The sequence below is a fragment of the Arthrobacter rhizophilus genome (assembly GCF_026241105.1).
Classification (GTDB): domain Bacteria; phylum Actinomycetota; class Actinomycetes; order Actinomycetales; family Micrococcaceae; genus Arthrobacter.
In genome coordinates, this window is the sequence record NZ_JAPFFT010000008.1 from 78,950 (window position 1) to 92,016 (window position 13,067).

12 protein-coding genes are annotated in these 13,067 nt (G+C 62.5%); 5 read left to right on the forward strand and 7 right to left on the reverse strand.

Features of this window, described 5'->3' with window-relative positions:
* Positions 1 to 63 precede the first annotated feature (63 nt).
* The 3 genes from lipB to OOZ51_RS08935 all read left to right on the forward strand — a co-directional run bounded on the left by lipB (position 64) and on the right by OOZ51_RS08935 (position 2,601).
* Positions 64 to 732, forward strand: coding sequence for a lipoyl(octanoyl) transferase LipB (lipB, locus tag OOZ51_RS08925; protein ID WP_265979009.1), 669 nt, complete (start codon positions 64 to 66; stop codon positions 730 to 732).
* A complete protein-coding gene (gene lipA, locus OOZ51_RS08930; RefSeq protein WP_265979010.1) occupies positions 729 to 1,748 on the forward strand; it encodes a lipoyl synthase in 1,020 nt (339 codons plus the stop codon). The genes lipB and lipA overlap by 4 nt, the downstream gene beginning before the upstream one ends.
* Before the next feature lie 88 nt (positions 1,749 to 1,836).
* Positions 1,837 to 2,601 (forward strand): DUF4191 domain-containing protein, encoded by a 765-nt coding sequence (locus OOZ51_RS08935; protein WP_265979012.1) that lies wholly within the window; start codon positions 1,837 to 1,839, stop codon positions 2,599 to 2,601.
* 71 nt (positions 2,602 to 2,672) lie between these two features.
* Here OOZ51_RS08935 and OOZ51_RS08940 read toward each other — a convergent pair whose 3' ends face one another.
* Positions 2,673 to 3,110, reverse strand: coding sequence for an RDD family protein (locus OOZ51_RS08940; RefSeq protein ID WP_265979013.1), 438 nt, complete (start codon positions 3,108 to 3,110; stop codon positions 2,673 to 2,675).
* 319 nt (positions 3,111 to 3,429) lie between these two features.
* On the opposite strand from OOZ51_RS08940, the gene glnA (OOZ51_RS08945) reads away from it, so the two are divergent.
* The gene (glnA, locus tag OOZ51_RS08945) at positions 3,430 to 4,854 is read left to right on the forward strand and encodes a type I glutamate--ammonia ligase (RefSeq protein WP_265979015.1); all 1,425 of its coding nucleotides are present in this window, start codon (positions 3,430 to 3,432) and stop codon (positions 4,852 to 4,854) included.
* A 170-nt stretch (positions 4,855 to 5,024) separates the two neighbouring features.
* On the opposite strand, the gene OOZ51_RS08950 is transcribed toward glnA (OOZ51_RS08945), so the two are convergent.
* The 5 genes from OOZ51_RS08950 to glnA (OOZ51_RS08970) form a co-directional block, all read right to left on the reverse strand.
* Entirely contained in the window at positions 5,025 to 5,189 is a 165-nt protein-coding gene (locus OOZ51_RS08950) for a hypothetical protein (protein WP_265979017.1), read from the reverse strand.
* 92 nt (positions 5,190 to 5,281) lie between these two features.
* Positions 5,282 to 6,676, reverse strand: coding sequence for a GAF domain-containing serine/threonine-protein kinase (locus OOZ51_RS08955; protein ID WP_265979019.1), 1,395 nt, complete (start codon positions 6,674 to 6,676; stop codon positions 5,282 to 5,284).
* A gap of 81 nt (positions 6,677 to 6,757) precedes the next feature.
* Positions 6,758 to 7,279, reverse strand: coding sequence for a GNAT family N-acetyltransferase (locus tag OOZ51_RS08960; protein WP_265979020.1), 522 nt, complete (start codon positions 7,277 to 7,279; stop codon positions 6,758 to 6,760).
* A 50-nt stretch (positions 7,280 to 7,329) separates the two neighbouring features.
* Positions 7,330 to 10,341 carry a bifunctional [glutamine synthetase] adenylyltransferase/[glutamine synthetase]-adenylyl-L-tyrosine phosphorylase gene (locus OOZ51_RS08965; RefSeq protein WP_265979022.1) on the reverse strand — a complete coding sequence of 1,004 codons (3,012 nt, stop codon included), beginning with the start codon at positions 10,339 to 10,341 and terminating at the stop codon, positions 7,330 to 7,332.
* A 9-nt stretch (positions 10,342 to 10,350) separates the two neighbouring features.
* Positions 10,351 to 11,691 carry a type I glutamate--ammonia ligase gene (glnA, locus tag OOZ51_RS08970; protein WP_265979023.1) on the reverse strand — a complete coding sequence of 447 codons (1,341 nt, stop codon included), beginning with the start codon at positions 11,689 to 11,691 and terminating at the stop codon, positions 10,351 to 10,353.
* A gap of 191 nt (positions 11,692 to 11,882) precedes the next feature.
* Here glnA (OOZ51_RS08970) and panB point away from each other — a divergent pair, with 191 nt between their 5' ends.
* Positions 11,883 to 12,785 carry a 3-methyl-2-oxobutanoate hydroxymethyltransferase gene (panB, locus tag OOZ51_RS08975; protein WP_265979024.1) on the forward strand — a complete coding sequence of 301 codons (903 nt, stop codon included), beginning with the start codon at positions 11,883 to 11,885 and terminating at the stop codon, positions 12,783 to 12,785.
* 12 nt (positions 12,786 to 12,797) lie between these two features.
* Here the strand turns inward: panB and OOZ51_RS08980 are convergent, their stop codons facing one another.
* The gene (locus OOZ51_RS08980) at positions 12,798 to 12,962 is read right to left on the reverse strand and encodes an SPOR domain-containing protein (RefSeq protein WP_155854374.1); all 165 of its coding nucleotides are present in this window, start codon (positions 12,960 to 12,962) and stop codon (positions 12,798 to 12,800) included.
* Between the last annotated feature and the right edge of the window lie 105 nt (positions 12,963 to 13,067).

A 13,067-nucleotide genomic window follows, 5' to 3' on the forward strand; every position in this document is an offset into this window, starting at 1 on the left:
GTACGACTGAGAGCTTGGCCACAAAATCATGGCCTTCGTCCAGCGGGGTCTAAGCTTGTCCCCATGACTCTTGAGTTTTCACAGCTGGGTCTTGCCCCGGATTTCGTTGACTATATGCAGGGCTGGGATATCCAGCGCGAACTCCACAACAAAGTTGTTGCCGGCGAGAAACCCAGCACCGTCCTGCTCCTCGAGCACGCGGCGGTCTACACGGCAGGCAAGCTCACGGAGGACCACGAGCGTCCTTTTGACGGCACTCCCGTTGTCCCTGTGGATCGGGGTGGCAAACTGACTTGGCACGGACCGGGGCAGCTGATTGCCTACCCCATCCTCAAACTGAAAAACCGCGCCGGCATCCGTGACTACGTCGAGCGTCTCGAAGACGTCATGATCGCGATCATGGAGGACTACGGGATCAAAGCCACCCGGGTCAAGGGCCGGGCGGGCGTCTGGGTCCTGGCAGATGGCAAGGGTCCGGATCGCAAGATCGCCGCGATCGGCATCCGCGTCCTGGACGGCGTCACCATGCACGGCGTGGCCATCAACTGCAGCAACGATCTCGCGCCTTACGCGCAGATCATCGCATGCGGCATTACGGATGCCAGTGTCACCACCATGTCCATTGAGACCGGGCGGACCATCAACCCGGCCGACATTGCTGGGCGCTTCAAGGAAGAGTTCCGCAAGCACGAAGAAGCACTCGTATCCAGCCCCGAAGGAGCAATCCAGTGACCCTGGCACCTGAAGGCCGTAAGCTGCTGCGCGTTGAACAGCGCAACAAAGCCGTCCCGGTCGAACGCAAGCCCGAGTGGATCAAGGCCAAGGTCCAGATGGGCCCGGAATTCGTGGGCCTGAAGAACCTCGTGAAAAAAGAAGGCCTGCACACCGTCTGCGAGGAAGCCGGCTGCCCGAACATCTTCGAGTGCTGGGAAGACAAGGAAGCAACCTTCCTGATCGGCGGCTCCGAATGCACCCGCCGCTGCGACTTCTGCCAGATCGACACCGGCAAACCCTCCCCCGTGGACCGGTTCGAACCCACCAAGGTCGCCCGCTCCGTCCAGGCCATGCAGCTCCGCTACGCCACCGTCACCGGCGTCGCCCGGGACGACCTCGAAGACGAAGGCGTCTGGCTCTACGCCGAAACCGTGCGCAAGATCCACGAACTGAACCCCGGCACCGGCGTGGAACTGCTCATCCCGGACTTCTCCGGCAAACCCGAACACATCCAAGCCATCTGCGACTCCGCCCCGGAGGTCTTCGCGCACAACGTCGAGACCGTGCCCCGGATCTTCAAGCGCATCCGCCCCGCGTTCCGCTACGACCGCTCCCTGGACGTCATCACCCAGGGCCGGGACGCCGGCATGGTCACCAAATCCAACCTGATCCTGGGCATGGGCGAAACCCGGGCCGAAATCTCCGAAGCCCTGGCCGACCTGCACGCCGCGGGCTGTGACCTGATCACCATCACCCAGTACCTGCGCCCCTCCGAACGGCACCTGCCCGTGGACCGCTGGGTCAAACCCCAGGAATTCGTCGAGCTCGCCGCCGAAGCCGAGGAGATCGGCTTCCTCGGCGTCATGTCCGGACCCCTGGTCCGCTCCTCCTACCGCGCCGGACGCCTCTGGGCCACCGCGATGCGCAAAAAAGGCCGCGACATCCCCGCCCACCTGGCCCACATCGCCGAGGGCATCCAGGACTCCGGCACCACCCGCCAGGAAGCCAGCACCCTCCTCGCACACCACGCTTAGCACCCGAGCAAAGCACGGTCGAAGGACCGGACCCCGGACAAATCCGGCGTCCGGTCCTTTGGCATAAATCACGTAGAATTAAGGCACTATGGCGAAATCCCCTGATTCCAGCAACTCGACAACATCGGCTGCCGACGCTCCCAAGCGCGGCTTGTTTTCCCGCAAGCCCAAGGAAGCCAAGGCCAAGAAGCCGAGCCAGCTGAAGCAGATCGGCGAGGTCTTCAAGATGACCCGCCGCAATGACCCCACCGTTGTGTGGCTCATGCTGCTGGCTTTCCTGGGTGTAGTTGCCGTCAGCCTCGTCGTCGGTCTCCTCCTGAACAACTGGGTCACGGGCCTGATCATCGGCATTCCCCTGGGTCTGCTGGCAGCGGTCTTCATCCTCTCGCGCCGCGCGGAGCGGGCAGCCTTTGCGCAGATCGAAAACCAGCCTGGAGCCTCAGGTGCGGCTCTGGGAACCCTGCGCCGCGGCTGGATCACGGAAGACCAGCCGGTCGCGGTCAACCCGCGCACCCAGGACGCGGTCTTCCGCGCCATCGGCCGTCCCGGCGTCGTACTGGTCAGCGAAGGACCTTCGCACCGAGTCAAGCCGTTGGTTGACGCCGAGCGCAAGAAGCTCGCCCGTATCCTGCCGAACGTCACTATTCACGTGATCGAAAGCGGTCGCGGCGAGGGCCAGGTGCCAATCAGCCAGATTGCAAAGACCATGAACAAATACAAGAACGAGCTCACCAAGGTTGAGGTCAACGCTGTGAGCAAGCGGATCTCCTCGCTCGGCAACCGTCTGCCGATCCCGAAGGGCATCGACCCGTACAAGGCACGCCCGGACCGCAAGGCAGCCCGCGGACGCTAAACACGACAGACAAAGAACCGCCCGGTTCCCGGACTTATCCAGGAACCGGGCGGTTCTTTGTCTGCAGAAAGCTACATCCGGATGAGAATCGTGTTCATGGCTTTGTCATGGAGGCCGCGCTGATCGGGATCGAAGACAACCGCGGGAATCACGAGGCACAGGAGAAGCGTTCTTACCACAGCGGCCAGGGGCCCTGCCGGCCGTCCACCGAGCCGCACCACGTGGATGCCCGCAACCCGGTGTCCGATGCTGTAGCCGAGCGTACCGATGAGAAGTATCTGTTCCACCGCAAAGACTGCAAGGGTTGCCCACTGGTTGCCGCCGAAGGCAAAGTTGCTGATCGCCAAGGCAATGACCCAGTCGATGCAGATTGCCAGGATGCGGCGGCCGGCCCGGGCGATGGAGCCGGGACCGGCCTCGGGCAACCCGAGCCGCTCTCCCGGGTACTTGGAGATTCCGGACGTATCCGGCCCTGTGAGCCATGAACCAATATCTTTACGATCAACCACTGTTCAAGCTTACGGCTTCACCATCCGATGCCCGACGGCGGGTGGTGGCGCCCGGAGGAATGTTCACTCCGTTCACAAGGAAACAGACACACGGAAGAAAGACATAGACTGGCACTGCAGTAGACCAGTAGCGTTTACACGGCAGGCACTTCTGTAACCTGCTCGAAACAATACTGACACTCCGGGGAAATCCCATTTCCCTATGGTTGGAGAAGTTGCTAGCCGCCGCAGCAGGGATACTTTTTTGTTTCCCTGCTTTCGGTTTGCGCTGGACCAGACGGCCCGAGGGCCTGTTACCTGTTATGCGTTAGGAGCATAGATGTTCAAGACTGCGGACGAAGTCCTCAAGTTCATCAAAGACGAAGACGTTAAGTTCGTCGATATCCGCTTCACCGATCTTCCGGGCGTCCAGCAGCACTTCAATGTGCCGGCCAAGAGCGTTGACGCTGACTTCTTTGTCAACGGTCAGCTCTTTGACGGATCTTCCATCCGCGGTTTCCAGGGCATCGCCGAGTCCGACATGCAGCTCATCCCGGACGTCACCACGGCCTTCATCGATGCCTTCCGCATCGAGAAGACCCTCGCGCTGAACTTCTCCATCGTGAACCCCCGCACGGGAGACCCGTACCACCGCGACCCGCGCGGCGTTGCCGAAAAGGCCGAAGCCTACCTGGCCTCCACTGGCATTGCTGACACGGCATTCTTTGCTCCCGAAGCTGAGTTCTACGTCTTCGACAACGTCCAGTTCGAATCCTCCCCGCAGGGTTCCTTCTACAAGGTCGACTCGATTGAAGCACCTTGGAACACGAGCCGCGAAGAAGAAGGCGGAAACCTCGGTTACAAGACCCCCTTCAAGGGCGGTTACTTCCCGGTATCCCCGGTTGACCACCAGGCTGACCTCCGCGACGCCATGTGCCTCGCCCTGGACGAAGCAGGCCTCGAAGTCGAGCGGTCGCACCACGAAGTCGGCGCCGCAGGTCAGGCTGAGATCAACTACAAGTTCACCACGCTGGTGCACGCTGCCGACGACCTGCAGAAGTTCAAGTACGTCATCAAAAACACTGCGTGGGAGTACGGCAAGTCCGTAACTTTCATGCCGAAGCCGATTTTCGGTGACAACGGCTCGGGTATGCACTGCCACCAGTCCCTCTGGAGCAACGGTGACCCGCTGTTCTACGACGAGAAGGGCTATGCCGGCCTGTCCGACACCGCACGCTGGTACATCGGCGGCCTGCTGAAGCACTCCTCTGCTGTGCTCGCCTTCACCAACCCGACGGTCAACTCCTACCGCCGACTGGTCAAGGGCTTCGAAGCTCCGGTCAACATGGTCTACTCGCAGGGCAACCGCTCCGCCGGCATCCGCATCCCGATCACGGGCTCCAACCCGAAGGCCAAGCGCATCGAGTTCCGCGCTCCGGACGCCGCCTCCAACCCGTACCTGGCGTTCTCCGCCCAGCTCATGGCCGGTATCGACGGCATCCGCAACCGCATCGAGCCCCCGGCTCCGATCGACAAGGACCTGTACGAACTGCCTGCAGAGGAAGCCAAGGACATCCCCAAGGCTCCGGGTTCCCTTGAGGAAGCACTGGCCGCGCTGGCTGAGGACAACGAGTTCCTGCAGGCCGGCGGCGTCTTCACTCAGGACCTGATCGACACCTGGATCGAGTACAAGTACGAGAACGAGATCCGTCCGCTTTCCCTGCGCCCGAACCCGTACGAGTTCGAGCTCTACTACGGCGTCTAGTAACACGGCAAGAAGCGAGAAGGGCCACAGTTCATTTTGTGAACTGTGGCCCTTTTCTTTCAAACGGCCACAAGCGCAACCCACAAAAAAGAACGGCCGTGTCTGTTAAGACACAGCCGTTCCTGGCGTGAAAGGACCCGGGTTTCCCGGGGTCGGACCCCCAATTTTTCCTACACCCTCCGGCGCCCACTAATCAACCGGAAGAGGAAGACAATGATCGCCAAGACGATCAGTATCGGAGCGATCCAGAGAAAGAACCCCAAGGCCTTTACCGTGCCGCCAATGATAAAGAAAACGATCGCGATGACCGCGACGATTCCGAGGATTACATTCATGATGTACCGTCCGTTTCAGTCGTAAACATTCTGATGATTGCCTTTATCGCTGTGCAAACCTCAGTAACCATACGGTAAGTAGGCTTACTAATCTAATCGGCATCCACCGACGCGCGCACGGCTTGTGTCGAAAGTCGGCTTTCGAGCCGAAGTTCCAGGTCGTTCATGACTACCGCGGCCAGGTCCTGGAGTGTGTCGATCTCCGCCCGGGACATGTTTCGCGGAGCGAAGTCGAGGATGCACAGGGTTCCCAAGTTGTAGCCCCCGCGCGTCCTCAGCGGGGTTCCGGCGTAGAAGCCTAGTCCGAACTCCCCCGCCACCAGCGGGTTCGCGAGCGCGCGGGGATCCTCAGGGGCGTTTTCGACCACCCAAGTCCCTCCCTGAAGGATGGCCGAGGCACAGAGGCCCGGGTCCCTGTCGATCTGTTCCACTGCAGTTCCGTGGTGGGACTTGAACCAAATGCGGTCATGGTCCACGACGCTGACGATTGCTATGGGAACATCGAAAAGCCGGGCGGCCAGGGCGGTGATCCGGTCGAAGGCGCCGTCCGGCGGCGTATCGAGGATTTGGTATTGGTGCACCGCCGCCATCCTCTCGGCTTCGTCCGCCGGAATGATGGAAGCGTCAACTTTGTGCTTGCCCCGATCGGAATGGGCCTGCTCGTACAGCGCCTCGGATATGTCCCGCGCCGTCGGTCGGCCTTGGGGATCGGCCGACGTCATCGCGCCCAAAAGCGTCCGCCAGAACTCCTCAAGGTCGGCGGGGATTGGCGGGTCCTGGATCAGCCGGGCAAGCGCGCTTTGCAGGGGATCCCCGGGAAAGGCGAGCTGCCCCGTAAGGCACTCCAGCAGCACCAGGCCGAGGGAGTACACGTCGCTGGCTGGGCCCACAGGCTCCGAACGCGCCTGCTCGGGGCTGAGGTATGCCGCTGTCCCGAAGAATCCGCCATCAGGCCCCTGCGGGGCTTCCGAGATGAGGGCGATGCCAAAATCCGTCAGCTTCGCCCGCATCCTCGCCGAGTCCTGGTTGTAGTCGAAGAGCATGATGTTGCTTGGCTTCACATCCCTATGAATGACACCGCTACGGTGGATGTATTCCAAGGCGTCCGCGAGATCATGACCGATCAGCGCCGCGTGGCGCGGAGCGAGGGGGCCATCGGCCAGCCGCTGTTTCAGGTCCGGCCCCTCAACCAGCTCCATCACCAGGTAGACTTTGGGTTCCCCGGATCCTTCCCGGTCGACTCCGGCGTCAAGGAGCGTCACCAGGCCGTGATGGCTCATGCGGGCAAGGATTCCGACTTCATCGTCCAGTGGGACCGGCCCCGCTGCGCTTGCCGGCCGATTGACGATCTTGACCGCCACATCCCGCTCAAGGTACTCATCCGAGGCCCGGTAGACAGTGGCCATGGAGCCGGAAGCGATGCGCTCCCGAACACGGTACCTACCGCCAAGGAGAGTATCGGCTGGGCCTTCGTCCGGTCTATTCATTCAGTAAGCTTACTTTCTCGCCGAGCGAGAGACATTCATCACGAAGAGCCGGTCCGATGAACCCCCGGCAGTACGCCCCGCTCAGGCGCTGAATTCCCGGTACATTGTCCATTGCGGCCCGGCTGAGCCACCCAGGTACCTGCCCGTCTCGGCGAAGCCCGCCTTTGCGTATGCGGCTTTGCCGGCAGGATTGCGCTCGTTGACAGAGAGCACGACGCCGGCCTGGCCGCCACCCAGCCTCGCCGTCAGCTTCACCGCTTCCCGGGCAGCCGCGGCCGCAGCCTGGGTGCCCAAGCCTCTCCCTTGGTGCTGCCGATCGATCAGGAACCCTCGCAAAAGCCAGGCAGAATGGTCGTCAGGCCAACCTGACAGGGTTGCAGCACCGGCCTGCAAAGTGAGGACTCCGACGGCGGCACCGGCCGCTTCGATCACATATGGCAGCCGGCTTTCGTCCTCCAGGCCCATGAGCATCATCTTGAAAGGGTCGCCGACGAAGTCTTCCTGCCCCGCAGCCAATTCCATACCCGCGATGTCGCCGAGTTTGATGGCTCGGGCGTCGTCGTCGAGATTCTTCAAGGGAATGAGCCACACCGTTTCAAGCATCTTTCGAGCTTAGCTGTCCCCGCGCTGCGCCCGGCGACGCGAACCTGAGATCACTGGCCGTAGAAGTCCTTTTCAAACACGGCCCGGGTCCTTCGGCTTAGGCGCAGGTAATCCTCTTCGAACACTGCAGCTTGGCCAGGAGCGTAACCACACCACCGGGCAACGGCCTCCAGGTCCCGCCGGGAAGCAGGCAGGAGATCAGAGGCACGCCCAGTGCAGATCACATTCGCGGATCGTATGCGGCTCGCAAGCCGCCACGCTTCGCGGAGCAACACGATGTCGCTCTTGTCGATCAGGTCCAACGACTCAATCGCGTCGAGGGCCTGCAGGGTGGAAGTGGTCCGGAGCTGCCGATGCTCGCCTGCGTGCTGGAGCTGAAGCAGCTGCACAAGCCATTCGACGTCGCTGAGTCCGCCCCTGCCCAGCTTCACATGCCTTGCGGGATCGGCCCCCCTGGGGAGCCGTTCGGACTCGACCCGCGCCTTGACCCGCCGGATCTCCCGCACGTCCGTCTCGGCGAGATTCTTCGGGTAGCGGATGGGGTTGATGAGCCAGAGGAATTCCGCCGCCAACTCGTCGTTACCGGCCATGGGTTGGGCCCGCAGCAGCGCCTGGGCTTCCCAGATAAGGGACCACCGGCGGTAATACTCCGCGTAAGAGTCCAGGGAACGGACCATGGCGCCGCTCTTCCCTTCGGGGCGAAGATCGGCGTCAACCGTCAGGACCCGCTCCGCCAGGATGGCCGGCTTGAGGGGCTGGGTCAGCAGGGTGGAAATGTGACCAACAATGGCAAGGGCCTGTTGCTGGGCTTCGGACTCACTCGCTCCGGGAAGGGCGCGATGAACGTACATGACGTCTGCGTCCGAGCCGTAGCCGATCTCGCGTCCGCCTTGCCTGCCCATGGCAACCACCAGGACCTGCGTCTTGAGAGGCCTCTCGGAGGCCACAATGGCTTCAGCTACATGCAGGGCGCCTAGTACGGCTGCCCGGTCGGCGTCGGCCAATGCCGTTCCCACCGCATCCTGTTCCAGGAGACCGGAACTGTCCGCGATGGCAATCCGGAGGATCTCCCGGCGCCGGATAAGCCGGATGAGCCGCATTGCATTCGCGGGATCGGCATGCCGTGACATCTTGGATTGGATTTCCTGCCACTGAGCTTCGAAGCTTAGGGGCATGAGTTCCTTGTCGGAACCCAGCCAGGCAACGGATTCCGGGGAAACCTCCAGGAGGTCGGCGATCAGCCGTGAATTGGAAAGCACGTGGCATAGCCGCTCCGCTGCCGCTTGGGAGTCCCGGAGCATTCCGAGATACCAATGGGTGGTTCCTAGTGCTTCGCTGACACGACGGAAGGCGAGCAGGCCGGCGTCGGGGTCTACTCCTTCGGCAAGCCAGCCGAGAAGGATGGGAAGCAGTTGCCGCTGCAAGGCGGCACGCCGGCTGACCCCTGACGTGAGGGCCTCTATGTGGCGCATGGCGCCCTGCGGGTCGCGGTAGCCCAGCGCCGCGAGACGGCCTTGTGCGGCTTCCGGGGTGAGCCGGGCGTCCTCGCTACTCAACTTCGCGGCAGTGTTGAGCAGGGGCCGGTAGAAGATCCGGTCGTGCAGTTCCCGAACGGACCGCTTGGTCTTCTGCCAGGTTTCGATCAGTGCATCAGGATGGGGCCTGCCCGTGGAAAACGGACCCAGGACGGCCTTGGCGAGGAAACGCAGCGACTCCTGGCTGGTAGGCATGAGGTGCGTGCGGCGCATCTGGAACAACTGGATCCGGTGCTCAAGAACCCGCAGATAGCGGTAGGCCGCGTCGAAGGCGGCGGCATCCACCCGGCCGATGTAGCCGCCTGCAGACAGGGCGGAGATTGCCGACGTCGTATCCCGGCAACGGAGCGTTTCGTCGGACTTTCCGTGGACGAGTTGCAGGAGCTGCACGGTGAACTCGACATCCCGCAGCCCGCCCGGACCGAGCTTGATCTGGCGCTGTTCCTCCGCCGGAGCAATGTTGTTGGTGACCCTGCGGCGCATCGCCTGCACGGATTCCACGAAGCCTTCCCTGCCCGCCGAAGCCCACACGAGAGGCTGGACGGCTTGCTCGTACCGTGACCCGAGGTCCTTGTCCCCCGCGATGGTCCTGGCTTTGAGAAGTGCCTGGAATTCCCAGCTTTCTGCCCATTTCGCGTAATAGCTCAAGTGCGAGGGAAGCGTCCTGACCAGCGGACCCGACTTTCCTTCAGGCCGCAGGTTCGCGTCTACCTCCCACAGCCCGGGTTCGGGCGCAGTAGAGGAAATCGCGCGGGAGATGCCGGCGGCGAGGACCGTACCGATGGTCGCGGCCTCGGAGTCCTCCAGGTCCGGCGCCTCGATCACGTAGATGACGTCGACGTCGGAAATGTAGTTGAGCTCCCGGGCACCGCATTTGCCCATGCCGATGACTGCCAGCCCGACGCCGGCAATATCGGCGACGTCGAAAGTCGCCGCGGCTTCCGCCCGGGCCACCGCCAGGGCGGCCTCTATCGCCGCTCCGGCGAGGTCGGCCAGTTCGGCGCCGACGGCGGGCATGAAGTCTTGGGGGCTGGCGGCGCAGAGGTCCTTGATGGCCAGTTCGGTCAATCCCCGCCGGTAGGCCGTCCTAAGAGCGGTGTATGCCGCGGGTCCCGATATTCCCGCGACGGGCCGGGGAGACTTGGGGTCCGCTTTGACCGAACGGAGGAGTTTCGTCCGCAGTTCACCGGCGTCGGCAGAGAACGGCTCGGGGCTGACGCGGACATCGAAGACGTCCAGGTGTTCCGGATGCCTGATGAGGAACTCCCCCAGGGCCTCGGATGCCCCCAGCAGACGGTATAGCGGCTCACTGCGATCCGCGTGCTCCCCCGCGAGCTTCTTGAGTGAAGGGTGCTTCTCAATCAGGCGGACAAGCGACTGGAGAGCGGTGTCCGGGTTGGCGCTGAGGTGCAGCCCGGCGAAGATTGTGTCTTGGTCGATGCCGTCGAGTTCACGTGCGGCAAGAAACCGTTCACCCTTCTCAAGGTCGCTGAAGCCGGCTGAGATGAGCCGGCGGGCCAGGCTCACACTCACGGCCTAGAGAATGCCGAGGTTGCGCTTGAGCTCGTAGGGTGTGACCTGGAGCCGGTAGTCCTGCCATTCCGCACGCTTGTTGCGCAGGAAGTGGTCAAAGACTTGTTCGCCGAGGATGTCCGCTACGAGCTCTGAATCTTCCATGGCGCGGATGGCATCGTGGAGGCTTGCCGGCAGCGGGGTGTGGCCCATCGCTTTGCGTTCGGCGGTGGTCAGCGACCAGACATCGTCTTCCGCGGCAGCCGGAAGTTCGTAGCCTTCCTCGATGCCCTTGAGCCCTGCACCCAGCAACACGGCGTACGCCAGGTAAGGGTTGGTGGCAGAGTCAATCCCGCGGTATTCGATCCGAGCGGACTGGCCCTTGCCCGGCTTGTAGAGCGGCACACGGACCAGGGCGGAGCGGTTGTTGTGTCCCCAGCTCAGGTAGCTCGGGGCTTCGCCACCGCCCCAGAGACGCTTGTAGGAATTCACGAATTGGTTGGTGACGGCCGTGAACTCCGGGGCGTGCCGCAGGATGCCGGCAATGAACTGGCGTGCGGTCTTGGACAACTGGAATTCGGCGCCGGCTTCGTAGAAGGCGTTGGTGTCACCCTCGAACAGTGAGAAGTGCGTGTGCATGCCGGACCCCGGGTGATCCGTGAAGGGCTTGGGCATGAACGTGGCGTACGTGCCCTGCTGCAGGGCCACTTCTTTGATGACCGTGCGGAAGGTCATGATGTTGTCCGCAGTCTGGAGAGCGTCCGCGTAGCGGAGATCGATCTCATTCTGGCCGGGACCGCCCTCGTGGTGGCTGAACTCCACCGAAATGCCCACCGATTCAAGCATGGTCACGGCAGTGCGGCGGAAGTCCTGTGCCACGCCACCGGGTACGTGGTCGAAGTAGCCGCCCTCGTCAACCGGAACAGGCACGCCGTTGGGGTCAAGATCCTGGGACTTCAGGAGGTAGAACTCGATCTCGGGATGCGTGTAGCAGGTGAACCCCATGTCCGCCGCTTTGGCGAGGGTGCGCTTGAGTACGTTCCGGGGATCGGCAGCGGATGGCTCGCCGTCGGGGGTCAGAATGTCGCAGAACATTCTGGAGGTCTGCTCAGTCTCACCGCGCCACGGCAAGATCTGGAACGTGGAGGGGTCTGGCTGGGCCAGCATGTCCGACTCGAACACCCGGGCGAGGCCTTCGATGGCCGAGCCATCAAAACCCAGGCCTTCTTCGAAGGCGCCTTCCACTTCTGCAGGGGCCAGTGCCACCGATTTCAGGGAACCGACGACGTCGGTAAACCACAAGCGTACGAAGCGCACATCACGCTCTTCGATAGTTCGCAGAACGAACTCTTGCTGGCGGTCCATGGGGCCTCATTTCCGGGTCAACGTCCATGCCGTGGGTTCGAGGGTTCGAAGCCGACGACAACTCAGCATTCACTCTACTAAGCATTGGCCCGGAATGGCTGCACCCCCGGTTCGCGTAACACAGCGTTTACAAATGTGAGGCTCCTCATGCGCCGGTGGCTAGGACGGCCAGTACCGCATACGCTCTATTCATGGCCCCAAGCAACAGTTCCGATTCCAGCATGCCCGCCGATGTTCCTGCCCCTTACGGAACCGGGCCTGCTGCTGCAGGTTCAGCGGCTGCTTCCGCACCGAAGGCTCCTGCCAGGATCCGGACGCACCACCTTCAACAAGCCAAGGCCAAGGGTGAGCGCTTTGCGATGTTGACCGCCTACGAGCAGTACACGGCTGAAATCTTCGATCAGGCCGGCATCGAGGTCCTGCTGATTGGCGATTCGGCGTCCAACAATGTCTTTGGAAACGAAACCAGCCTCCCTGTCACCGTCGATGAACTCCTCCCGCTGTGCCGGGCGGTGGCCCGGTCCGCCAAGCGTGCTTTGGTAGTGGCCGACCTCCCCTTTGGCAGCTACGAAGTCTCGCCGGAGCAGGCAGTGGCAACCGGTGTCCGTTTCCTGAAGGAAGGGCTGGCACACGGCGTCAAGATCGAAGGGGGCGCCTTTTACGCCGGAACAGTCCGGGCCATGGTCCAGGCAGGCATTCCCGTCATGGCGCACATCGGCTTCACGCCCCAGAGCGAACATTCGTTGGGCGGCTACCGCGTCCAAGGCCGGGGCGACGACGCCGCCCGCTTGGTCGAGGACGCAGTTGCCTTGGCCAACGCCGGAGCGTTCTGTGTGCTCATGGAGATGGTCCCCGCGGAAACTGCAGCCGCCGTCGACGCCGCCATTGAAGTGCCCACTATAGGGATCGGCGCCGGCAATGCGACCACTGGCCAGGTTCTGGTGTGGCAGGACATGGCCGGTTTGCGTGGCGGAAAGATGGCAAAGTTCGTCAAGCAATACGCGGATCTGCGCACCACACTCAGCGACGCGGCCAAGGCGTACGCCGACGACGTCAGGTCCGGCCAGTTCCCCGGCCCGGAACACTCTTTCTAGGAGAACGCAGCTTCAGTCCTCGTCGTCCTTGTCCCAGGCGTCATTACGTGCTTTAACCTTTTCCAGAGCGTGCTCCGCTTCCTCGCGGGTCTTGTAAGGACCGATCAACTGGGTCCAGTCAGACAACGCGTCCTCTTCGATCTGGTGTGTCTGAACGTTGTACCAGTACTCCGCCACAGTTTCTCCTCTGCGAATCCCGCCAAAGCATTGGCGGGTGCTTTAGCCCTTCGAGCGGGCCGTTATTTAGCAACTTAGTTACTTGCGTCTCGTGCGTCCCTTATA

Bases quoted from the DNA above. Each gene is read 5' to 3' on its own strand.
- lipB (WP_265979009.1), top strand. From the start codon at position 64: ATGACTCTTGAGTTTTCACAGCTGGGTCTTGCCCCGGATTTCGTTGAC.
- OOZ51_RS08935 (WP_265979012.1), top strand. From the start codon at position 1,837: ATGGCGAAATCCCCTGATTCCAGCAACTCGACAACATCGGCTGCCGAC.
- glnA (WP_265979015.1), top strand. From the start codon at position 3,430: ATGTTCAAGACTGCGGACGAAGTCCTCAAGTTCATCAAAGACGAAGAC.
- OOZ51_RS08950 (WP_265979017.1), bottom strand. From the start codon at position 5,189: ATGAATGTAATCCTCGGAATCGTCGCGGTCATCGCGATCGTTTTCTTT.
- OOZ51_RS08955 (WP_265979019.1), bottom strand. From the start codon at position 6,676: ATGAATAGACCGGACGAAGGCCCAGCCGATACTCTCCTTGGCGGTAGG.
- OOZ51_RS08960 (WP_265979020.1), bottom strand. From the start codon at position 7,279: ATGCTTGAAACGGTGTGGCTCATTCCCTTGAAGAATCTCGACGACGAC.
- glnA (WP_265979023.1), bottom strand. From the start codon at position 11,691: ATGGACCGCCAGCAAGAGTTCGTTCTGCGAACTATCGAAGAGCGTGAT.
- panB (WP_265979024.1), top strand. From the start codon at position 11,883: ATGGCCCCAAGCAACAGTTCCGATTCCAGCATGCCCGCCGATGTTCCT.